The organism is Streptomyces kunmingensis (assembly GCF_039533535.1).
In the GTDB taxonomy this organism is placed as follows: Bacteria; Actinomycetota; Actinomycetes; order Streptomycetales; family Streptomycetaceae; genus Streptomyces; species Streptomyces kunmingensis.
The window spans coordinates 304,092-324,460 of the sequence record NZ_BAAATS010000030.1 but is presented as its reverse complement, the minus strand read 5'-3'; the positions used below and the strand labels follow the sequence as shown (position 1 = coordinate 324,460).

The following is a 20,369-nucleotide window of genomic DNA, read 5'->3' as shown; positions in this document are numbered from 1 at the left end:
TGATGCTCGACGCATGAGACCCGCACACACCGGCCTCGCCGTCCTCGTCGCCGCCCTGTGGGGCGTGAACTTCGTCGTCATCGACATCGGCCTCGCCCACTTCCCGCCCCTGCTGTTCTGCGCCCTGCGCTTCCTGCTCGCCGCGCTGCCCGCGGTCTTCCTCGTGGGCCGGCCGTGTGTGCCGTGGCGTTGGATCATCGGGGTCGGACTCGCCCTGGGCGTCGGCAAGTTCGGGCTGCTCTTCATCGGCATGAACACCGGGATGCCCGCCGGTCTCTCCTCGCTCGTGCTCCAGGTGCAGTCCGTGTTCACGGCGCTGATCGCCTTCGCGTTCCTGGGCGAACGTCCCGGCCGCGTACGGATGGCGGGCATGGCGGTGGCCCTCGCGGGCATCGCGGTGGCGGCCGTGGACGAGGGCGGCTCGGGCCCGCTGGGGGCCTTCGCGCTCGTCCTGGTGGCGGCGGCGTTCTGGGGCGCCTCGAACGTCCTGACCCGCAAGGCGTCGCCGGAGGCCCCGTTCAACTTCATGGTCTGGTCGAGCGCGGTCCCGGTCCTGCCGCTCCTCGCGCTCTCCCTCCTCTTCGAGGGCCCCGCCCGCGACGCCTCCGCCCTGACCGGCCTCGACCTGCCGGGCGTCGGCGCGATCGTCTACGTAGCCCTCGTCACCACGCTCTTCGGCTTCAGCGTCTGGAGCCGCCTCCTGCGCCGCTACGACGCCTCGACGGTCGCCCCGTACTCCCTGCTCGTCCCCGTCTTCGGCATGTCGGCGGCGGCGCTGTTCCTGAACGAGGAGGTCACCACCTTGCGCTGGTGCGCGGCGGCCCTCCTGGTAGGAGGCGTAGCACTGGCCTCGCTGAAGGGCGCCCCGAAGGGGCGCGGGGCCGTGTCGTTCGGCGGCTCCGCCGCGGGCCGCGGGCAACCACGACGGCCCGCGGTCGGCGACGGGGAGAGAGGCCCGGACCCTCAGCCGGATCCCGAACTCACGCCGACTCGTTGAGCAGCCGGGCCAGATGCTCCCGCCCCGCACCGAGAAGCCCCGGAAGCGGCGCAGCCGACTCGTACCAACGCGCCTCGTACTCCCAGCACAGCCACCCGTCCCAGCCCTCGCGGCTGAGCACCTCCACGCACTCGGCCAGCGGCAGCGCTCCCTCGCCGAGCGGCAGCGGCGTGGTGTCGTCGGGGCCCGCGATGTCCTTGACCTGCACATAGCCGAGGTAGGGGGAGAGCGCCGCGTACGACGCCGTGGGCTGCTCGCCGCCCAGCCAGGTGTGCATGACGTCCCACAGCACGCCTACGTTGCGGTGGCCGACCGGGCCGACGACGCGGGAGGCGGCCGCTCCGGTGCGGTGCGAGTCGTGCGTCTCCAGGAGGACGCGGACGCCGCGGTCCGCCGCGTACTCGGCGGCGACACCGAGCCTGGCGGCCGCGATGGCGTCGGCCTCGGCCAGGCCCTCGTCGTCCAGTTCGTCGCCGCCGCCCGGGAAGACCCGTACGTACGGGGCCCCCAGGTCGCGGGCGAGGTCGACGAGGGCGCGGACCTCGTCGAGGACGGCGGTGTCGTCGCCGGGCGCCGCGACGCGCGCGTACCCGGCGACGCCGAGGATCTCGACGCCCGCGGCCTTGAAAGCGGCGGCCGCCTCCGTCCGCGCGGCCGCGTCGAGGCCCGGGTGGACCGGCTCCTCGGGATGCGCCCGCAGCTCCACGCCGTGGTAGCCGTGCGTGGTCGCGAGGCGGAGGACGTCGGCCAGCGGGAGGCCGGGGACACCGAGTGTGGAGAACGCCAGTTTCATGGGGCGGACCCTACCCGCGCTCCCGCCCGTCACTCGGACGCGTGGCGCGGGGGCGGTCGCAGGTGCCGGCCGTCACTCCCGAGCCTGCTGAAGTGGCAGTCGCCAGTCCTGGCCGGTCAGATCCACGCCGAACGAGCGGTGCGGTGTCTCGCCGGCCAGGACGAAGCCGTGCCGCCGGTAGATCGAGCGGGCCGACGTGAGCACGTCGTTCGTCCACAGCACCAGCTCGCGGTAGCCGACACCGCGCGCGAAGTCGATGACGGCCCGCACCAGCCGGTCGCCGACCCCGAGGCCGCGCGCCTCCGGCTCCACGAGGAGCAGCCGCAGCCGCGCCGTGCCGGGCGCCTCGTCCCGTACGCACATCACGCACCCCACGGCACGCCCGTCGAGCTCGGCGATCCACACCCGCTCAAGGTACGGGTCGTGGTCCTGCGCGAAGTCGGCGACGACGCGGGCCACCAGGCCCTCGTACTCCGCGTTCCAGCCGAACTCGGCCGCGTACACCGCCCCGTTGCGCGCCACGATCCAGCCCAGGTCGCCGGGGCCGGGGTCGCGCAGCGTCACGTCCTCGGAGCGCGGGGCGGCCGCCCGCCCGTCGCCGAGGACCGTGCGCACGGTGCGCAGCGCCTGGGCCAGCCGGCCGCGATCGGCCGCGGGCACCGTGTCGAGGAGCGCGCCGACCGCCTCCCGGCTGCGCTCGTCGAGCAGTTCCGCGGTGGTGCGGCCGCGCGGGGTGAGGGTGATGCTGCGGCGCCGCGAGTCGTGCTCGGAGGCGCCGCGCTCGACGAGCCCGTCCCGTTCGAACTTGCCGAGGATGCGGCTCAGGTACCCCGCGTCCAGGTTCAGCCGGGCGCGCAGATCGGCCGCGTCGAGCCGGCGGCCCTGCTCCGGGTGGACCAGCTCGTACAGCACACGTGACTCCGTGAGGGTGTACGGCGCGTACAGGTGGCGGCTGTAGTCCAGCGCGCCGATGACGTTCGTGTAGAAGCGGTTGAAGGACCGGATGTCCTGCACGGTCATGGGTCACCTCGCGATGCCGGGCCCGCCGGATCACAGACGTGGACGTGGACGTGAACGAGAACAGGAACGTGAAAGTGAACGGGAACGTGGACGGAAACAGTTGACTCAGTCAGAGGTTCGGAGGTGGCGCTCAGATTACGCCGGGTGGGCGGGTGCGTCCACGGATCGGACACCCGGGGGCCCGGTCCGGCATGCGGACGCTCGCAGACCGCCCCGGGTCAAGTCCGTGCATACGGCAGGTATAGCGGTTCAAGGGCAGCCCATGGGTTGGCCAACCCCTTCCCGCACGTTGGTCCCGTGTTCACCGTTCGCCCCCTCCGCCGCTCGTCGGGCGACGCGCACAGTGATCCAACGGCCCGTCGCACACGGGCCGTTGGCATGCCCGAAGCCGAAGCCACACCTCACCCCCAGGGGGCTCCCATGGCCGAACTGACCCGACGCAGACTCCTCGGCTCCGCGGCAGGCGCCGTCGGCGGCGCCGCCGCGCTCTCGCTCCTGCCGCCCAGCGTGCAGAAGGCGGTCGCCGCGGGCCCGCCCCGCAAGGGGTCCCTGCGCGACATCGAGCACGTCGTGATGCTCATGCAGGAGAACCGCTCCTTCGACCACTACTTCGGCACGCTCAAGGGCGTACGCGGCTTCAACGACCCCAAGGCGCTGAAACTGAGCAACGGCCGCTCGGTGTTCTACCAGCCCGACGCCGAGAACCCGAAGGGGTACCTCCTCCCCTTCCACCTGGACACGCACTCCACCAGCGCGCAGGCCATCCCGTCCACGAGTCACGCCTGGTCGGTGCAGCACGAGGCGTGGAACAACGGCGCCATGGACCAGTGGCTCCCGGCCCACCGCAAGGCCGACGGCGTCAACGGCCCCTATGTGATGGGCTATTACACGCGCAAGGACATCCCGTTCCAGTTCGCGCTGGCCGAGGCCTTCACCATCTGCGACAACTACTTCTGCTCCGTCTTCGGCCCGACCTGGCCCAACCGTCTCTACTGGATGACGGGCACGATCGACCCGTCCGGCACCCAGGGCGGCCCGATCCTGAACAACACGGCGCCGTCGCCGTACCGCTGGACGACGTACGCCGAACGGCTCCAGGCCGCGGGCGTCAGCTGGAAGGTCTACCAGCAGGACGACGACTACGGCTGCAACATGCTGGAGCAGTTCGCGTCCTTCAAGGACGCCAAGCCGGGCTCGGAGCTCTACGAGCGCGGTGTACGTCCCCAGCCCGAGGGCACCTTCGAGGACGACGCCCGCAACGACCGTCTCCCGGCCGTCAGCTGGATCATGCCGACGAGCTACCAGTCGGAGCACCCCGACTACCTGCCGGCCGCCGGTGCCGACTTCGTGGCCCAGAAGATCGAGGCGATCGCCTCCAACCCCAAGGTCTGGGCGAAGACGGCCTTCATCCTCAACTACGACGAGAACGACGGACTGTTCGACCACGTGGCCCCGCCCACGCCCCCGGCGGGAACGCCCGGCGAGTTCGTCAACGGCCTGCCGATCGGCGGCGGGTTCCGCGTCCCGGCGATCATCGTCTCGCCGTGGACGGTCGGCGGCTGGGTGGCCACCGAGTCCTTCGACCACACCTCGGCGCTGCAGTTCCTGGAGAAGTTCACGGGCGTCGCCGAACCCAACGTCACCGACTGGCGCCGGTCCACCTTCGGCGACCTCACCTCGGCGTTCCGCTTCTCCCACGCCTCACGCCGGCCGCCCCGCCTGCCGCACGACACGGCGAAGCAGCTGGCGCAGGCGAAGGAGGACGTCGCCACTCTCCCGGACCCGACCCTGCCCGGCGCGGACCAGCAGTTCCCGCACCAGGAGCGTGGCCGCCGCCCCCACCTGTAGCGGGCACCCCGCCGCGCACCGGAAACCTGCGGGTGCGCGGCGGCCCCGTCAGCACCGGCTCCCGCGCCTCACGCCAGCCCCCACACCACCGCGGACGGCAGCAGCGCGAACGGCGCCGCCCGTGGCCGGACGGCCCGGCCGAGGTCGTCGTCCCGGGACAGGGACCTGTTCGCCGAGCCGCGCCCCGCGACTAGGCCCCGCGCGGCGCCCCCGTGGACCCCCGCACCATCAACTCCCCGCGCACCACGTCCACCCCGCCCGCCGGTTCCGCCTCGCGGCCCATCGCGATGCGGCCCGCCCGCGCTGCCGCGTCCGCGAGGGGGAGGCGGACCGTCGTGAGGGCGGGGACCGCGTCCACGCTGAACGGCAGGTCGTCGAAGCCCGCCACCGACACGTCCTCGGGGATGCGCAGCCCCGCCTCCCGCAGCGCCGCGCACGCGCCGAGCGCCATCGTGTCGTTCGCCGCGACCACGGCCGTCAACTCCGGTTCGCTGCGCAGCAGTTCGGCGGTGGCCGCATACCCGGCGCCGCGGTCGTAGGGGCCGTGGGCCACCAGCCCGTCCGACTCCGTGACGCCCGCCTCGGCCAGCGCCGCACGGTGGCCCTCCAGCCGGTCGCGCGTCGTCGTGCGCTCCTGGGGGCCCGCCACGTAGCCGATCCGGCGGTGCCCGAGGTCGAGCAGGTGCCGGGTCAGCTCCATCGCCCCGCCCCGGTTGTCGAACGTCAGCGCCGCCGCGTCCGTCTCCGGCACCGGCGGCCGGCCGCACAGCACGACGCGCGTACCCGCCTCCGCCAGGCGCCGCAGCTTCCCGGCGACCGCCGCGACATGGGCCTCGTCCTCGATGGCGCCGCCCGTGAGGACGACCGCCGCCGCCCGCTGGCGCTGCAGCAGGGTCAGATAGGTCAGCTCCCGCTCGGGCGAGCCGCCCGTGTTGCAGACCACCGCGAGCCGCTCCCCGCCGGCCCGCCCGCCGGGTCCGACGATCTCCGACTGCACCGCGGACGCCATGATCCCGAAGAAGGGGTCGGCGATGTCGTTGACGAGCACCCCGACCAGGTCGGAGGTGGCCGCGGCGAGGGCGCTGGCCGGGCCGTTGAGGACGTAGTCCAGATCGTCCACGGCCTTCAGCACCCGCTCGCGCGTGGCCGCGGCGACCGGATAGTTGCCGTTCAGCACGCGCGAGACGGTGGCGGGGGACACCTGCGCACGGGCCGCCACGTCCGCCAGGGTCACGGTCATCGAGTCATCCTCCGTCAACGGCCGGGACCACTCCAGAGTCGGGGAGCCCCGGCCGGTCTCGTATCCGCTCTTGTCCGAGCGGCTGTGCAGAGGCTAGCTTCTTTCTAAGTAGAAAGCGCTTGCTACGAACGCTCGCTACGCACGCCTGCCATCCGCGGCCTCCTGTAGCGAAGGACGAAGGGACTCACGTGACACGCAAGACGGTGCGCATCGCCATGAACGGTGTGACGGGGCGCATGGGCTACCGCCAGCACCTCGTCCGTTCTCTCCTGGCCCTGCGTGACCAGGGCGGACTCGATCTCGGCGACGGCACGGTGCTGTGGCCCGAGCCGGTCCTCGTCGGCCGCCGCGAGCACGCGCTGCGGGCGCTCGCCGAGCGGCACGGCCTGAGCGAGGAGAACATCTCCACCGATCTCGACGCCGTCCTCGCCGACGACTCGATCGACATCTACTTCGACGCGCAGGTGACCTCCGCCCGGGAGGAGGCGCTGAAGAAGGCGATCACCGCGGGCAAGCACATCTACACCGAGAAGCCGACCGCCACCGGCCTCGACGGCGCCCTCGACCTGGCCCGGCTCGCCAAGGACGCGGGCATCAAGTCCGGCGTCGTCCAGGACAAGATCTTCCTGCCGGGCCTGCTCAAGCTGAAGCGCCTCATCGACGGCGGCTTCTTCGGCAAGATCCTCTCCGTGCGCGGCGAGTTCGGCTACTGGGTCTTCGAGGGCGACTGGCAGGAGGCGCAGCGCCCGAGCTGGAACTACCGCTCCGAGGACGGCGGCGGCATCGTCGTCGACATGTTCCCGCACTGGGAGTACGTGCTGCACGAGCTGTTCGGCCGGGTCGCGTCCGTGCAGGCGCACATCACCACGCACATCCCGCAGCGCTGGGACGAGAGCGGCAAGCCCTACGACGCCACCGCCGACGACTCCGCGTACGGCATCTTCGAGCTGGACGGCGGAGCCGTCGCCCAGATCAACTCCTCCTGGGCCGTCCGCGTCAACCGCGACGAGCTCGTGGAGTTCCAGGTCGACGGCACCGAGGGCTCCGCCGTCGCCGGCCTGCGCAACTGCCGCGTGCAGCACCGCAGCGCCACGCCCAAGCCGGTCTGGAACCCGGACATCCCCGCCACCTACTCCTTCCGCGACCAGTGGCAGGAAGTGCCCGACAACGCCGAGTTCGACAACGGCTTCAAGGCGCAGTGGGAGCTCTTCCTCAAGCACGTGTACGCCGACGCGCCCTACCACTGGGACCTGCTGGCCGGCGCCCGCGGCGTGCAGCTCGCCGAGCTGGGCCTGAAGGCGTCCGCCGAGGGCCGCCGCATCGACGTACCGGAGATCACGCTGTGACCATCCAACTCCCGGACACGACGGGCGCGTTGCGATCGTACGAGCCGCGCTCCACGCCCCTCGCCCTCGACACCGGCGCGCCCTTCTCCTCGCGTGTCGTCTTCTCGGCGGCCCACGTCGTCGCCGACCCGTTCGCCGACACGACGCCCGACTCGCCGGCCGCCGTCGACTGGGACGCCACCCTCGCCTTCCGCCGCCACCTGTGGTCGCACGGGCTCGGTGTCGCCGAGGCGATGGACACCGCGCAGCGCGGCATGGGCCTGGACTGGGCGGGCGCCGCCGAACTCATCCGGCGCTCCGCCGCCGAGGCGAGAGCCGTCGGCGGCCGCATCGCGTGCGGCGTCGGCACCGACCAGCTCACCGGCCCCGCCGCGGACCTGGCGACCGTGCGCGCCGCCTACGAGGAGCAGCTCGCGCTCGTGGAGGGGACGGGCGCACAGGCGATCCTCATGGCGTCCCGCGCACTGGCCGCCGTCGCCAAGGGCCCCGAGGACTACCTCGAGGTCTACGGCCACCTCCTGCGCCAGGCCACCGAGCCGGTCGTCCTGCACTGGCTCGGCCCGATGTTCGACCCGGCGCTCGACGGCTACTGGGGCTCCGCCGACCTGGACGCCGCGACGGAGACCTTCCTGGAGGTCATCGCCGCGCACCCGGACAAGGTCGACGGCATCAAGGTGTCGCTGCTCGACGCCCAGCGCGAGGTCGACCTGCGCCGCCGCCTCCCGCAGGGCGTGCGCTGCTACACGGGCGACGACTTCAACTATCCCGAGCTGATCGCCGGCGACGACCGCGGCTTCAGCCACGCGCTGCTCGGCATCTTCGACCCGCTGGGCCCGCTCGCCGCGCAGGCGGTCCGCGTCCTCGACACCGGCGACGCGAAGGGTTTCCGGTCACTCCTCGACCCGACGGTCGAGCTGTCCCGGCACCTCTTCCAGACCCCGACCCGCTTCTACAAGACCGGCGTCGTCCTCCTGGCCTGGCTCGCGGGCCACCAGGACCACTTCGCGATGGTCGGCGGCCTCCAGTCGGCCCGCTCGCTCCCGCACTTCGCGAAGGCGTACGAACTCGCCGACGGGCTGGGCCTCTTCCCGAACCCGGAGCTGGCCGAGGCCCGCATGAAGCAGCTGCTCGCCCTGTACGGAGTGACCTCATGAGCGCCACCGCCGACCCTCGGTTCTCCATCAACCAGATGACGGTCAAGCAGCTCGGCCTGCCCGAACTCGTCGCAGCCTGCGTCGAGTTGGGCGTTCAGCACGTCGGCACCTGGCGCGCCCCGGTGCAGGAGTACGGCGTCGAGGCGGCCGCCAAGCTGCTGAACGAGGCGGGCCTCTCCGTCTCCACGCACTGCCGCGGCGGCTTCCTCACCGCGATCGACCCGGCCGACCGCAAGGCGGCGATCGAGGACAACAAGCGCGCCGTCGACGAGGCCGTCACCCTCGGCACGGACGTCCTCGTCCTCGTCTCCGGCGGACTCCCGGCAGGCTCCTACGATCTGGCGGGCGCCCGGGAACGTATCGCCGACGCGCTCACCGAACTCGCCCCGTACGCCGCCGAGAACGGGGTGCGGCTGGCCATCGAGCCGCTGCACCCCATGTACGCGGCCGACCGCTGCGTCGTCTCGACGCTCGCCCAGGCCCTGGACATCGCCGAGCGCTTCCCCGCGCACCAGGTCGGCGTCTGCGTGGACACGTACCACATCTGGTGGGACGACCGGGCACCCGAGCAGATCGCGCGGGCCGGGGCACAGGGCCGCATCGCCACGTTCCAGCTGGCGGACTGGACGACGCCGCTGCCCGAGGGCGTGCTCAACGGGCGCGGCCAGATCGGCGACGGCTCGATCGACATGCGGTACTGGCGCCGCCTGGTGGAGGACCAGGGGTACTCCGGCCCCATCGAGGTCGAGCTGTTCAACGACGGCCTGTGGGCGCGGGACGGCCGCGAGGTCCTGGCGGAGACGGCGGCCCGGTTCACCGAGCACGCCTGCTGAATCCGGGCTCTTTCGGCCCCGCCGAAAATCCCGGGAAGAAAACGCTCCGCATCCGTGCAACCTTTCGGGGCCCCGGCGGGTCTACGGTGCGTCGGGGTTTTCGGAGGGGGAGATCTGGGGGGATCCAGGAAGCTCCGACGCAGGAGGGGAAGGCCCGAGGGGCCCGGTCCACGGACCGGGCCCCTCGGGCATTTCACTCGGCGTTTTTTGGACGCTTCGGTCGTCTCAGAAGAAGACGCCGCAGCGCAGCAGCACGTTCGCGTACGGCCGCGCCTCCCCGGTCCGCACGATCAGCCGCGCGCTTCCCGACAGCTCCTTCAGTTCCTCGTGCGTGACGAAGCCGAGGGACGGCACCCGCTCCCGGAGCAGGCCGGCCGCCGCCGGGTTCGCCTCCCGCACCTCGTGCGCGGCCGTGCCCGCCTCGACCACCAGCTCGTCGAGCAGCCCGTCCAGGACCTCCGCGAACGACGGCACCCCGGCCCGGAAAGCGAGGTCGACGACGCGCGGACCGGCGGGGATCGGCAGTCCCGCGTCACATATCAGCACCCCGTCCCCGTGCCCCAACTCGGCTGTGGCGCCCGCCAGATGACGGTTGAGAATGCCGGACTTCTTCACAGCGCGGCGACCTCTTCCGCGGTCGGGTACGACACCTGCGCGCCCTCCTTGGTGACGGCGGCGGCGCCGACGCGGGCCGCGTAGGCGGCGGCGTCGGCCAGCGCTTCGCCGGTCCCGAGGCGCCAGGCGAGCGCCGCGGTGAACGCGTCACCTGCGCCCGTCGTGTCCACGGCCTTCACCTTCACCGACGCCACCCGGGACGAGCCCGAGGCGTCCGCGACGAGCGCGCCGTCGGCGCCGAGCGTGATCACGACCGAGCGCGGGCCGAGCGCGAGCAGCGCCCGCGCCCAGTCGTCCCAGTCTCCGGGGCCCCCCTCCGTGTCCGTGCCGAGGACCACGCGGGCCTCGTGCTCGTTCACGATCAGCGGGTCGCACACCGCGAGGACCTCGTCCGGCAGCGGCGCGGGCGGCGACGGGTTCAGCACGAGCCGGGCGCCGTCGGCAATGCTGCGGGCCACCTCCGCGACCGTCTCCAGCGGGATCTCCAGCAGCGTGGAGACGACCCGGGCGCCCGCGAACAGCTCACCGGCCGCACGTACGTCGTCCGGGGTGAGCCGGCCGTTCGCGCCCGGGGACACGACGATGCTGTTGTCCCCGGACGGGTCGACGGTGATCAGTGCGACGCCGGTGGGCGCCCCGCCGACGAGGACGCCGGACGTGTCGACGCCCGCCGACTCCATCGACTCCCGCAGCAGCGTCCCGTGCCCGTCGTCGCCGACCCGCGCGAGGAGCGCCGTACGGGCACCGAGCCTGGCGGCGGCGACCGCCTGGTTGGCGCCCTTGCCGCCCGGGTGGACGACCAGGTCCGAGCCGAGGACGGTCTCCCCGGCGGCCGGGCGGCGGTCGACGCCCACCACCAGGTCGGCGTTGGCCGACCCGACGACGAGGAGGTCGTACGTGTTCATGCGGTGCCTTTCTTCGTATGTCGGCACAAAGCCTACGAGAGCGTCACTGTCACTTGAAGTTGGCGACGTTCTTCTCCGTCACGACCTTGACCGGCACCTTCACCGCGTCGGCGATCTTCTTGTCCTGGGCCGCCCGGATCGCGTTCTGCACGGCGATCTTGCCGAGCTCGCGCGGCTGCTGGGCGACGGAGGCGTACAGCGTGCCCGCCTGCACGGCCTTGAAGCCGTCCGGAGTGCCGTCGAAGCCGACGACCGAGACCGACTTGCCCGCCTTGGAACCGAGGGCCTTGACCGCGCCGAGCGCCATCTCGTCGTTCTCGGCGAAGACACCGTCGATGTCGGGGTGCGACTGGAGCAGGTTCGTCATGACGTCCAGGCCCTTGGTGCGGTCGAAGTCCGCGGGCTGCTTGGCGGCGACCTTGATGCCCGGGTAGTTCTTGAGCCCGGCGGCGAAGCCCGCGCCGCGCTCGCGGCTGGCCGACGTACCGGCCTGGCCCTGGAGGATCACGATGGTGCCCTTGCCGCCGAGCTTGTCGGCGAGCGCCTTCGCGGCCTGCTTGCCGCCCGCGACGTTGTCGGAGGCGACGAGCGTTGCCGTCTCCGCCTTGTTCACGCCGCGGTCGGCGGCGACGACGGGGATGCCGGCCTTGTTGGCGCCGCGCACGGACGGGCCGACGGCGTCGGAGTCGACCGGGTTGACGATGACGGCGCCCAGGCCCGTGCTGGTGAAGTTCTGCAGCTGGTTGGCCTGCTGCGAGGCGTCGTTCTGCGCGTCGGTGACGGTCAGCTGCACGCCCTGCTTCTTGGCCTCGGCCTGCGCGCCGGCCCGCATCTCGGTGAAGAACGGGTTGTTGAGCGTGGAGACGGCCATGCCCAGCTTGAGGTCCTTCTTGCTGTCGGACGACGAGCCGTTGTTCCACAGCGCGAGGCCGCCGACGATCGCCGCGGCGACGACGGCCGCGATCAGGTACTGCATCTTCTGCTTCGGTCCGCCCGTACCGGCACCGGCGGCGGCCGGTGTGGCCCCGGCCTTGCGGCGCACGGTGTCGAGCAGCACGGCGAGCGCGATGACGACGCCGATGACGACCTGCTGCCAGAAGGCGGACACGGACAGCAGGTTGAGGCCGTTGCGGAGGACCGCGAGGATCAGCGCGCCGATGAACGTGCCCGACGCCTTGCCCGTACCACCGGCCAGCGAGGCACCGCCGATGACGACGGCGGCGATGGCGTCCAGCTCGTAGCCCTGCGCGGCCTGCGGCTGCGCGGAGGAGAGCCGGGAGGCGAGGACGATACCGGCGACGGCCGCGAACAGGCCGGACAGACCGTAGATGACGAGCTTCTGCCGCTTGACGCGCAGGCCGGACAGCCGGGCCGCTTCCTCGTTGCCGCCGATCGCGTACATGGAGCGCCCGATGAACGTACGCCCGAGCACGACAGCGGTGATCAGCCCGACGACCACCATCACGATGACCGGCACCGGCAGCCAGCCGCCCAGCGTGTCACCGAGGTGCGAGACCGAGTTGGGGAAGGGGATCGGGCTGCCCTGCGAGATGACGAGCGAGAGCCCGCGTCCGACCGACAGCATCGCGAGCGTCGCGATGAACGGCGGGAGCTTGCCGTACGAGATGAGGGCGCCGTTGACGAGTCCGCAGGCCACGCCGGTGACGACGGCGAGGAGCACGGCTATGACGACCGGCACTCCTTCGTTCGTCGCGGCCCAGGCGAGGACGGTCGCGGACAGGGCGGCCACCGAGCCGACGGACAGGTCGATGCCCGCCGAGACGATGACGAAGGTGACACCGAAGGCGAGGATCGCCGTCACGGCCGCCTGCACGCCCACGTTCAGCAGGTTCGTGGTGGTGAGGAAGTCACCGGACAGCAGCGACATCACGATGACGAGGACGACGAGCGCGGTCAGCGCGCCGTTGTCGAGGAGCAGCCGCAGCAGGCTCCCGCCGGATGTGGTCGCGCTCTTGCCGTTCTTCTTGCCGAGCGTGTCAGTGGTCACGGGAGCCCTCCTCCTCGTACGCGTGGTGGTTCTGGTTGCTGACGGCGAGTGCCATCACGGAGTCCTGGGTGGCGTCCTCGGCGGCGAGTTCACCGGCGATCCGGCCCTGCGCCATGACCAGCACCCGGTCACTCATGCCGAGCACTTCCGGCAGATCGCTGGAGATCATGAGGACGGCGTGCCCGGCGGCGGTCAGCTCGTTGACGAGCTGGTAGATCTCGACCTTCGCGCCGACGTCGATCCCGCGCGTCGGCTCGTCGAGGATCAGCACCTTGATGTCGGCGAGGAGCCACTTGCCGATGACGACCTTCTGCTGGTTGCCGCCGGACAGGGTGCGCACGTGCTGGCCCAACCCGGCCATCCGCACGCCCAGTTGGGAGGCGATCCGCTCGGCGGCGGCGTACTGCCCCTTGAGGTCGACGAACCCGCCGCGGGTCGCGGTCCGCAGGGTCACGAGCCCGAGGTTCTCCGCCACGGACTGGTCGAGCACGAGGCCCTGGCCCTTGCGGTCCTCGGGGACGAGCCCGACCCCGGCGGCCATGGCGGCGTTCACGTCGTGCCGGGGCAGCCGGGCCCCACCGACTTCCACACTGCCCGCGTCGTACGGATCGGCGCCGAAGACGGCACGGACCACTTCCGTACGCCCCGCGCCGACGAGCCCGGCGATGCCGACGACCTCACCGGCCCGCACCTCGAAACTCACGTCGTGGAAGACGCCGTCCCGGCTCAGCCCCTCGACCTTCAGCAGCGCGGCGCCCGTGTCGGGCCGCTCCCGCGGGTACTGCTGCTCGATCGAGCGCCCCACCATGAGCCGTACGAGCTCGTCCTCGGGGGTCGAGGCGGGCACCTGGCCCACACTGCGGCCGTCCCGGATGACGGTGACCCGGTCGCCCAGAGCGGCGATCTCCTCCAGGTGATGCGTGATGAAGACGATGCCGACACCGTCCTCGCGCAACGCACGCACGATGGCGAAGAGCTTCTCCACCTCCTCGGAGGTGAGCACGGCGGTCGGCTCGTCCATGATCAGCACGCGGGCGTCCAGGCTGAGCGCCTTCGCGATCTCGACCATCTGGAGTCGGGCGATGCCGAGTTCACGCACGCGCGCGCGTGGCGACACCTTCACGCCCACGCGCGCGAGGAGCGCTTCGGCGTCGGCGTCCATCTTCTTGCGGTCGATGAGACCGAAGCGGCGCGGCTGACGCCCCAGGAAGATGTTCTCGGCCACGGTCAGATCAGGAACGAGGTTGAACTCCTGATAGATCGTGGCGATGCCGAGCCGTTCGGCGTCCTGCGCACCATGGATACGGACCTGCTCGCCGCCGACGGTGATGCGGCCCTCGTCGGGCGTGTAGGCGCCGGAGAGCATCTTGATCAGCGTGCTCTTGCCGGCCCCGTTCTCACCGAGCAGGACGTGCACCTCGCCCCGTCGCAGGTCGAAGTCGACACTGTCGAGCGCGACGACGCCGGGGAAGGTCTTCCGTATCCCTTCGATACGCAGCAACTCGTCCGGGTTGCGCGGCTGGTTCACTGGGCTCTCCTCTCCATTGAGGTGGGCGGTTGTGCTGAACGTGGCTCGCCGCACGAGTGACGTACGACGAGGTGGGCGGGGAGCGTCACGGACGCGGGAGGCCGGCCCTCGATGCGGTCCACGAGGGCGCGCACGGCGGCCCGCCCCAGCTCCGTCGTCGGCTGGGCGATCGCCGTGACGGGCGGATCGGTGTGCACGAACCAGGGGATGTCGTCGAACGCGGCGAGCGCGATGTCGTCCGGGACGCGCAGCCCGCGCGCGCGGATCGCGTCGAGCGCGCCGAGCGCCATCAGGTTGTCGGCCGCGAACACGACCTCGGGCGGCTCGGGCAGGTCCAGGAACCCGTCCGTCACGCGGCGCCCGCTGCCCGCCTGGAAGTCGCCCTGCCCTATGTAGAAGTCCGGCAGCTCGATCGCGTACGAGGCGAGCGCCTCCCGGAACGCGGTGACGCGCTCACTGCCCGTCGTGGTCGCCGCCGGGCCCGCGATGATGGCGAGCCGGCGGTGCCCGAGCCGGTGCAGATGCGCGACGAGGTCCCGGATCGCGGCCCGCCCGTCGGAGCGCACGACCGGCACGTCGACGCCCGGGATCCACCGGTCGACGAAGACCATCGGGGTGCCGCCCCTGGCCGCGTCCAGCATCAGCGGGGAGCCGCCGTCGGTGGGGGAGACGAGGAGTCCGTCGATGCGCCGGTCGAGGAGGGTCCGTACGTGGTGGTCCTGGAGGTCGGGCCGCTCGTCGGCGTTGCCGATGATCACGCTGTAGCCGAGTGCGCGGGCCTCTTCCTCGACCGAGCGGGCCAGCTCGGTGAAGTACGGGTTCAGCACGTCGCTGATGACCAGGCCGAGGGTGCGGGTCTGGTCGGTGCGCAGGGAGCGGGCGACGGCGTTGGGCCGGTAGCCGAGTGAATCCACGGCGGCCATGACCCGCGCCCGGGCGTCGGGGCTGACGGATGGGTGGTCGTTGAGAACCCGCGAGACCGTGGCGACGGAAACCCCGGCCGCGGCTGCGACGTCCTTGATGCTCGCGCTGGACGGCATCACGGACCACCTCCTTGTGGCTGCGTGGAATCGATTACATGAACCGCTTGGATGGATTGGAATCGATTACATGGGATGGTGGCAAGGGGGGTTCCGGTTGTCGTGACCGGATCGTGATGGGGCGGAGGCGGCGCGGGGAGGTTTGTCGGTGGGGCATGCCATGGTGGAGCAACGGGTTATGGGATACGCAGACCCGGCGACGAACGGAGACCAGGACCGTGAACCACGCGCAGCTCACCGCACTCGGCCGCGCCCTGCGACTGCTCGGCGAGCACGGCGACACGCTCACCGGCGACACCTCGGACGCCAAGCTCCACGAGGTGCGGGGTGACGTGAAGCGCGCCCTGGAGCTGCTCGACGACACGGTCACCGGCTCGGCGCCCACGACCCGCTGCGCCGAGCACCCGCAGGGCGCGGTCGACGAGTCGGCGCCCGACCTGTGCCTGCTGTGCGAGACACGCCGCCGCCAGGCGCGCCGCTCGGAGTACGGGGGCGGTCCCGCGCGCCCCCGCGCCGAGGAGCAGCCCGTGATGTCGCGCTACGGCACGCGCGAGGACCGCCCGCAGCCCCAGCAGCGCTGGATCCCGGAGATGTGGAACGGGCAGGTGTGGCAGCTCTGCGGCACCCCGCGCCACGACCGCCGCGAGGCGGACCTCTACCTCGCGGCGCAGCGCCGCCGCCCGGACGCGGCGATGGCTTACCGGCTGGTGCACGAGTTCACGGACTACGAGGTCGTGCGGGTGTGGGGCACGCCGGTGAAGGTCGACATGAAGCCGATGGGCGGGATCTGACGCCCCGGGCGGGCCCCGCGCCCCACGCCCCGCGGCCCTGGCGGCGTCACTTCCGCCAGAACAGGTGGTGCGTCACGCCGCTCGGGCTGGGCACCACCTCCAGGAGGTACCGGTCGCGCAGCTCGTCGGGGGAGTCCCAGAGCCGTAGCCCGGAGCCGAGTTTCACCGGCGACACCGCCACATGCAGGGTGTCGACGAGGCCGGCGTCGAGGAACTGCCGGATGGTGGTGACCCCGCCGCCGAGCCGGACGTCCTTGCCGCGCGCCGCTTCCCGTGCCCGTTCGAGGACCGTGGCCGGGTCGTCGTCGAAGTGGAACGTGGTGTCGGAGAGCGTGAACGACGGACGCGTGTGGTGGGTCATGACGAACACCGGCGTGCGGAACGGCGGCTCCTCTCCCCACCATCCGCGCCACTCATGGTTCTGCCAGGGCCCGCGCTGGGGCCCGAACTTGTTCCGGCCCATGATCTCGGCACCGATGTTGCGGTCGAAATCCCGCGTGAAGTAGTCGTCGAGGCCCCGGCTCCCCCCGGGATCCGCACGCATGGGCCAACTCGCCGTGGCACCGGCCCAGGAGAACAGCCGCTCGGCATGGTCGACCCCGAACGGCCGCTCGAAGCTCTGGTGCTCACCGGCTCCGATGCCGTCACTGGAGACGTTGAAGTTCATGACTCTCAGCAATTGATCCACGTGTTCCCTCGCCAGGTCGGTCGCGTCATCGTGGGGCAGGGCGCCGCACATGATGACGTCGAACGGTCCGCGACCGGATCGACAGCGGCCGACAACTTTTCCCGCCCCGCCCCGCGTTGCTACTCGCCGCGGCCCTCCGCGAGCGTGTGCGCGACAAGGGCGTTGGCGTGCCCGTGGCCGAGGCCGTGCTCGGCCTTGAGCCAGCCGACCAGCTCCATGTGCTTGGTCAGGGGCGAGGCCCGGATGAGTTCCTGCCAGTGGGCGACCGGCTGCCCGTACTTCTTCTCGATGGACGGGAAGTAACTGGCGGGGCCTTTGGCGGTGGTCATGGCGGGGTCCTGTCGGCCGGGTGCGGATGGTGTTGCCGTGTAGGACGCGCGGGCATCACGGAACTCACCGGTCCCGCACTGTGATCCACGCCACGCGCCGACCCCGCGCTCTCCTGGTTCCGCGTTCCGGCCCATGGCGGTCGTCGGCTGAAGCGGCGGGGGTTCGGGTTACACCGAGCCCCCGCCGCGGTGCTGCCCGGCGAGGTGTATCGCGGTCAGCAGATAACTCGTCAGTCGTTTCCGGAACACGGGGTCGGCAGACGGTCGCCGCGACTGGTAGCCACGCGCAGCACGTCTCTCAAGGCAGCGGCCAACCGGGCCGCAAAGATCTTCAGATGCTTCAGGTCTACTGTCTCGTCGTCGAGTAGCTCGAATGCCTTCTCCACCAACTCGGATGCCATCTCAAGCTGCTCCGCCTCGACATGGTCCGCCAGGCGGGACATGAAGCTCTCCGGGTCGTCTGTGCCCAGATAGCACGGCTTGCCCTCGGTGCCTGCCCATGGAAGCAGCCTCAGTACGTTCTGTGCGGCCACCCCTGCCTTTGCCTCTTGGTGACCGGGAATCAAATGACACGGGCAGTCGCATGCCTCGTAGATCAGCGGCACGTCGACCGGGGCCGCAGTCGGGGAGGACTCGGAGCAGGCTGGGTGGGTGCCAATGCGGCAGGCGCTCGAGCGGTACGAAGTCGAGGCGTCCAGGCTGCTGGTCTGCCGTCGTGTAGGCATCAGTGCGCCCCCAGGAGGACCGAACGCGTGTCAGCTGACGAGAGCGGAGCAATGACCACCGACCTGTGTTGCTGTGCGTGACGTTCCCACGTCAGGACGTACGGGCGGACGAGGGCGTTCTCCTCACCCGCGAGCGGGTACCGGTGGCTCGCCCAGTCGCAGGAGCGGCTGCGAACGACCGTCGGTCCGTTGCAAGCGGCGGTAAAAGTCGGCGCGGGTTGCGGGCATGGTGTTGAGGCGCGGCGGTGCCTGCCTCTGGGGAAGTAGCGCGCCCTCAGGGCAGCGGCGGCGCGGCGCATACGGTTGAGCATTCTGAATCAGCTCCTGTTGCTGATGGCCCGGTCTCCCGACGTCGCCCGTGGTGAGGCCGGGTTGTTCACGACCGCCCATAAGGTGCGGTCGTTTCCACTGGTGGCCACGAGCCCGAAGCGGTCGGCTTCTGCCACCACGTCCAAGACCTCTCTCCACGAATCAGCGGGGAGCGAGTCCGGTACGTCCGCTTCGATTGCCGTGAACCGAGTGCGCTCGTCCACGCGCGTGGGTGGGGAGCCCGACAGCGGACAGCCGGGCGGCGATGGCCGCCGCGCTCAACTTCGAAGCGGGCACAGGCAGCCTCCGTCGCCAGCGATCACGTTCAGTGAAGCTGGTTAACTAGCTTAGAGCTAGTGGACTAGATTTGCCATGTGCCTGAGCAGCCGCCCTACCTCCGCATCGCCGACGAGCTCCGGCGGCGGATCGCTGAGCGCGTATGGGAGCCCGGAGACCGCCTGCCCTCTCGCGGGCGGATCGGGCAGGAGTGCGGCGTCGGGGAGAACGTGGTCCGGCGGGCGCAGGAGCTGTTGATCTCCCAAGGAGTGCTTGAGGGACGCGCAGGCTCGGGTACTTACGTCGCGGAGCCTCGGCAGCGAGTGCGGGTCGTGCGGTCGTCGGCCCGCGAGCAGCCTGGAGGGTCGCCGTTCCGTGCAGACATGCAGGCTGTCGGCAGGCAAGGTGACTGGGAAAGCCGTACCGATGCCAAGGTGCCGGCGTCCGCCGACATCGCGGCGCGCCTGGGCATAGGTGTCGGCGATCTCTGTGTCCGGACGTCGTACGAGTTCCTCGGTGATGGCCGCCCTGTGCAGCTCTCCACCAGCTGGGAGCCCTACGAACTGACCGCGGGCACGCTCGTCGTCCTGCCCGAAGGCGGGCCGCATGCCGGGGCAGGCGTCGTCAATCGCATGGCCGCTATCGGGATCACCGTCAGCCATGCCGTCGAGCAGCCCGAGCCAAGGCAGGCCACCGCAGAGGAAGCCTCGCTACTCGGCATTCAGAAGGCTGGCCTCGTCACTCACATCCGACGCACCTACTACAGCGACCAAGGGCAGCCTGTGGAGACTGCGGACATCGTCGTACCTGCCGCTCACTGCGAGATCGTTTACGAGATCCCGATCAACCATCGCGGATAGGCGTTGTGCCTTCTAAGCGCTTGGCCGCAGGTTCGAGTTGCTGGGGGCTCTGTCGATCGGCTCCGCTTCGGCGGTGGTGCGGGAGCCGTGCCATGGGGCGCGCCACCTGGGTACCCTGAACCACGCCCGCTCCAGGGTGCGAGCTGACCGGCCCCGACGTATCGGGCTTACGTCGTGCCCGGCTCGCGCTCCAGCGGCCAGCGCGCCCCGATGCCCGCAGACCTCAGTTACCCGCTTGCCCGGCCGGCCCCGCGTGCGCCGCACCTGCCGTCGCCGCGACCAGGTCCAGCAACTCATCCCGCAGCGCGGCCAGTTCCGCCGGAAGTGGCGTCTCGTCCCGGACCGCCTGCGTCCGGCGCCACGCCAGTGCCGCCTCCAGGAGGGGGCCGAGGCGCGGCCACCGCGCGGCCGTCCACTCCGCCGCCTGCGCCTTGTCCGCCAGTTCACCGGTGGTCAGGGCGCGCAGGGCCCGGCACGCGGTCAGTACCAGGTAGGCGTGGCCGCCCCGGTGCCGTACTTCGGGCGCCCAGTCCCGCAGCCCCGCGACGGAGTCGATGAGCGCGGTCCGCAGCTCCTGCGGTTCGGCGGCGGCCAGGGACTCCCGCGCCGGCCGGCCGGCCAGCGTCAGGCCCGTCTCGCGGACGAGGACCCGGGTCAGCGCCCAACGGGGCAGCACGCGCGCGGTGTGCGGCGGTTCGCCGGGGGAGACCACGAGCAGGGGTTCGAGGAGGCTTCCGGCGAGCGCGGCCGAGGGCGCGAACGTCAGGTCGAGCCGCTCCCGGAACGCCGGATGCGCCCGCAGGATTCGCGCCTCGACAGCAAGCAACTCACCGACTCCGACACCGAGTTCACCTTCCACCCCGATCAGTACGTCGACATCGCTCACCCCGCGCTCGAACGATCCCGTAGCGGCAGACCCGTACAACCACACCCCCACCACCCGCTCGCCCACCACCGGCGCCACAGCCGTCAGCAGATCGGGCAGCAGCCGCCGCACACTCACCGGCACCCCGCCCGCCGGAACCTCGCCCGCCGGAACCCCGCTCGTCTCACCCATCCCCGCA

At 71.4% G+C, this 20,369-nt stretch carries 19 protein-coding genes and 1 pseudogene; 7 read left to right on the top strand and 13 right to left on the bottom strand.

Annotation, left to right across the window (positions count from 1 at the left end):
• Positions 1–13 precede the first annotated feature (13 nt).
• A complete protein-coding gene (locus ABD366_RS34810; protein ID WP_324773485.1) occupies positions 14–997 on the top strand; it encodes an EamA family transporter in 984 nt (327 codons plus the stop codon).
• On the opposite strand, the gene ABD366_RS34805 is transcribed toward ABD366_RS34810, so the two are convergent.
• Both ABD366_RS34805 and ABD366_RS34800 read right to left on the bottom strand, forming a co-directional pair.
• Positions 981–1,790, bottom strand: a complete 810-nt coding sequence (locus tag ABD366_RS34805) for a sugar phosphate isomerase/epimerase family protein (RefSeq protein WP_324773487.1) — start codon at positions 1,788–1,790, stop codon at positions 981–983. The genes ABD366_RS34810 and ABD366_RS34805 overlap by 17 nt on opposite strands.
• 72 nt (positions 1,791–1,862) lie before the next feature.
• On the bottom strand, positions 1,863–2,810 hold the full coding sequence (locus ABD366_RS34800; RefSeq protein WP_324773489.1) for a bifunctional helix-turn-helix transcriptional regulator/GNAT family N-acetyltransferase: 948 nt from the start codon (positions 2,808–2,810) through the stop codon (positions 1,863–1,865).
• 420 nt (positions 2,811–3,230) lie between these two features.
• Here ABD366_RS34800 and ABD366_RS34795 point away from each other — a divergent pair, with 420 nt between their 5' ends.
• Positions 3,231–4,658 carry an alkaline phosphatase family protein gene (locus ABD366_RS34795; protein WP_324773491.1) on the top strand — a complete coding sequence of 476 codons (1,428 nt, stop codon included), beginning with the start codon at positions 3,231–3,233 and terminating at the stop codon, positions 4,656–4,658.
• Between the two features lie 190 nt (positions 4,659–4,848).
• Here the strand turns inward: ABD366_RS34795 and ABD366_RS34790 are convergent, their stop codons facing one another.
• Complete coding sequence (locus ABD366_RS34790; protein WP_324773493.1) at positions 4,849–5,898, bottom strand: LacI family DNA-binding transcriptional regulator; 1,050 nt, start codon at positions 5,896–5,898, stop codon at positions 4,849–4,851.
• 188 nt (positions 5,899–6,086) lie between these two features.
• Here ABD366_RS34790 and ABD366_RS34785 point away from each other — a divergent pair, with 188 nt between their 5' ends.
• Genes ABD366_RS34785 through ABD366_RS34775 form a run of 3 tightly spaced genes read left to right on the top strand, consistent with a single transcriptional unit; the run spans position 6,087 to position 9,231 of the window.
• Positions 6,087–7,244 (top strand): Gfo/Idh/MocA family protein, encoded by a 1,158-nt coding sequence (locus ABD366_RS34785; RefSeq protein ID WP_324773495.1) that lies wholly within the window; start codon positions 6,087–6,089, stop codon positions 7,242–7,244.
• The gene (locus tag ABD366_RS34780) at positions 7,241–8,398 is read left to right on the top strand and encodes a dihydrodipicolinate synthase family protein (protein WP_324773497.1); all 1,158 of its coding nucleotides are present in this window, start codon (positions 7,241–7,243) and stop codon (positions 8,396–8,398) included. Before ABD366_RS34785 ends, ABD366_RS34780 begins: the two co-directional genes overlap by 4 nt.
• Positions 8,395–9,231 carry a sugar phosphate isomerase/epimerase family protein gene (locus ABD366_RS34775; protein WP_324773499.1) on the top strand — a complete coding sequence of 279 codons (837 nt, stop codon included), beginning with the start codon at positions 8,395–8,397 and terminating at the stop codon, positions 9,229–9,231. The genes ABD366_RS34780 and ABD366_RS34775 overlap by 4 nt, the downstream gene beginning before the upstream one ends.
• Positions 9,232–9,456: 225 nt before the next feature.
• Here the strand turns inward: ABD366_RS34775 and rbsD are convergent, their stop codons facing one another.
• From rbsD to ABD366_RS34750, 5 genes are read right to left on the bottom strand one after another with little or no spacing between them, the layout of a single operon-like run.
• The gene (gene rbsD, locus ABD366_RS34770; protein ID WP_324773501.1) at positions 9,457–9,846 is read right to left on the bottom strand and encodes a D-ribose pyranase; all 390 of its coding nucleotides are present in this window, start codon (positions 9,844–9,846) and stop codon (positions 9,457–9,459) included.
• The gene (locus ABD366_RS34765; RefSeq protein WP_324773503.1) at positions 9,843–10,751 is read right to left on the bottom strand and encodes a ribokinase; all 909 of its coding nucleotides are present in this window, start codon (positions 10,749–10,751) and stop codon (positions 9,843–9,845) included. The genes rbsD and ABD366_RS34765 overlap by 4 nt, the downstream gene beginning before the upstream one ends.
• A gap of 49 nt (positions 10,752–10,800) precedes the next feature.
• Positions 10,801–12,759: an ABC transporter permease/substrate-binding protein gene (locus tag ABD366_RS34760; protein ID WP_324773505.1), complete on the bottom strand. Its 1,959-nt coding sequence runs from the start codon at positions 12,757–12,759 to the stop codon at positions 10,801–10,803.
• Positions 12,749–14,287: a sugar ABC transporter ATP-binding protein gene (locus tag ABD366_RS34755; RefSeq protein WP_324773507.1), complete on the bottom strand. Its 1,539-nt coding sequence runs from the start codon at positions 14,285–14,287 to the stop codon at positions 12,749–12,751. Before ABD366_RS34755 ends, ABD366_RS34760 begins: the two co-directional genes overlap by 11 nt.
• Positions 14,284–15,327, bottom strand: a complete 1,044-nt coding sequence (locus ABD366_RS34750) for a LacI family DNA-binding transcriptional regulator (RefSeq protein WP_324773509.1) — start codon at positions 15,325–15,327, stop codon at positions 14,284–14,286. The genes ABD366_RS34755 and ABD366_RS34750 overlap by 4 nt, the downstream gene beginning before the upstream one ends.
• A 218-nt stretch (positions 15,328–15,545) precedes the next feature.
• Between ABD366_RS34750 and ABD366_RS34745 the strand changes: the two genes are divergently transcribed.
• Positions 15,546–16,118 carry a hypothetical protein gene (locus tag ABD366_RS34745; protein ID WP_324773511.1) on the top strand — a complete coding sequence of 191 codons (573 nt, stop codon included), beginning with the start codon at positions 15,546–15,548 and terminating at the stop codon, positions 16,116–16,118.
• A gap of 46 nt (positions 16,119–16,164) precedes the next feature.
• Here ABD366_RS34745 and ABD366_RS34740 read toward each other — a convergent pair whose 3' ends face one another.
• The 4 genes and pseudogenes from ABD366_RS34740 to ABD366_RS34725 all read right to left on the bottom strand — a co-directional run.
• Complete coding sequence (locus ABD366_RS34740) at positions 16,165–16,806, bottom strand: dihydrofolate reductase family protein (RefSeq protein ID WP_324773513.1); 642 nt, start codon at positions 16,804–16,806, stop codon at positions 16,165–16,167.
• 119 nt (positions 16,807–16,925) lie between these two features.
• Entirely contained in the window at positions 16,926–17,135 is a 210-nt protein-coding gene (locus tag ABD366_RS34735) for a DUF4287 domain-containing protein (RefSeq protein ID WP_324773515.1), read from the bottom strand.
• A 230-nt stretch (positions 17,136–17,365) separates the two neighbouring features.
• Complete coding sequence (locus ABD366_RS34730) at positions 17,366–17,668, bottom strand: hypothetical protein (protein ID WP_324773517.1); 303 nt, start codon at positions 17,666–17,668, stop codon at positions 17,366–17,368.
• 519 nt (positions 17,669–18,187) lie between these two features.
• Positions 18,188–18,466: pseudogene (locus ABD366_RS34725) on the bottom strand (hypothetical protein); the annotation flags it as partial.
• A 77-nt stretch (positions 18,467–18,543) separates the two neighbouring features.
• On the opposite strand from ABD366_RS34725, the gene ABD366_RS34720 reads away from it, so the two are divergent.
• Positions 18,544–19,305 (top strand): GntR family transcriptional regulator, encoded by a 762-nt coding sequence (locus ABD366_RS34720; protein WP_324773519.1) that lies wholly within the window; start codon positions 18,544–18,546, stop codon positions 19,303–19,305.
• A 223-nt stretch (positions 19,306–19,528) separates the two neighbouring features.
• On the opposite strand, the gene ABD366_RS34715 is transcribed toward ABD366_RS34720, so the two are convergent.
• Positions 19,529–20,362 (bottom strand): aminoglycoside adenylyltransferase domain-containing protein, encoded by an 834-nt coding sequence (locus tag ABD366_RS34715; RefSeq protein WP_324773521.1) that lies wholly within the window; start codon positions 20,360–20,362, stop codon positions 19,529–19,531.
• Positions 20,363–20,369 lie beyond the last annotated feature (7 nt).

What these genes read in the sequence shown, in the direction of transcription:
- ABD366_RS34775 (WP_324773499.1), top strand. Translation starts at nt 8,395, where the DNA reads ATGAGCGCCACCGCCGACCCTCGGTTCTCCATCAACCAGATGACGGTC.
- ABD366_RS34790 (WP_324773493.1), bottom strand. Translation starts at nt 5,898, where the DNA reads ATGACCGTGACCCTGGCGGACGTGGCGGCCCGTGCGCAGGTGTCCCCC.
- ABD366_RS34750 (WP_324773509.1), bottom strand. Translation starts at nt 15,327, where the DNA reads ATGCCGTCCAGCGCGAGCATCAAGGACGTCGCAGCCGCGGCCGGGGTT.
- ABD366_RS34735 (WP_324773515.1), bottom strand. Translation starts at nt 17,135, where the DNA reads ATGACCACCGCCAAAGGCCCCGCCAGTTACTTCCCGTCCATCGAGAAG.
- ABD366_RS34810 (WP_324773485.1), top strand. Translation starts at nt 14, where the DNA reads ATGAGACCCGCACACACCGGCCTCGCCGTCCTCGTCGCCGCCCTGTGG.
- ABD366_RS34805 (WP_324773487.1), bottom strand. Translation starts at nt 1,790, where the DNA reads ATGAAACTGGCGTTCTCCACACTCGGTGTCCCCGGCCTCCCGCTGGCC.
- ABD366_RS34765 (WP_324773503.1), bottom strand. Translation starts at nt 10,751, where the DNA reads ATGAACACGTACGACCTCCTCGTCGTCGGGTCGGCCAACGCCGACCTG.
- ABD366_RS34795 (WP_324773491.1), top strand. Translation starts at nt 3,231, where the DNA reads ATGGCCGAACTGACCCGACGCAGACTCCTCGGCTCCGCGGCAGGCGCC.
- ABD366_RS34715 (WP_324773521.1), bottom strand. Translation starts at nt 20,362, where the DNA reads ATGGGTGAGACGAGCGGGGTTCCGGCGGGCGAGGTTCCGGCGGGCGGG.
- ABD366_RS34800 (WP_324773489.1), bottom strand. Translation starts at nt 2,810, where the DNA reads ATGACCGTGCAGGACATCCGGTCCTTCAACCGCTTCTACACGAACGTC.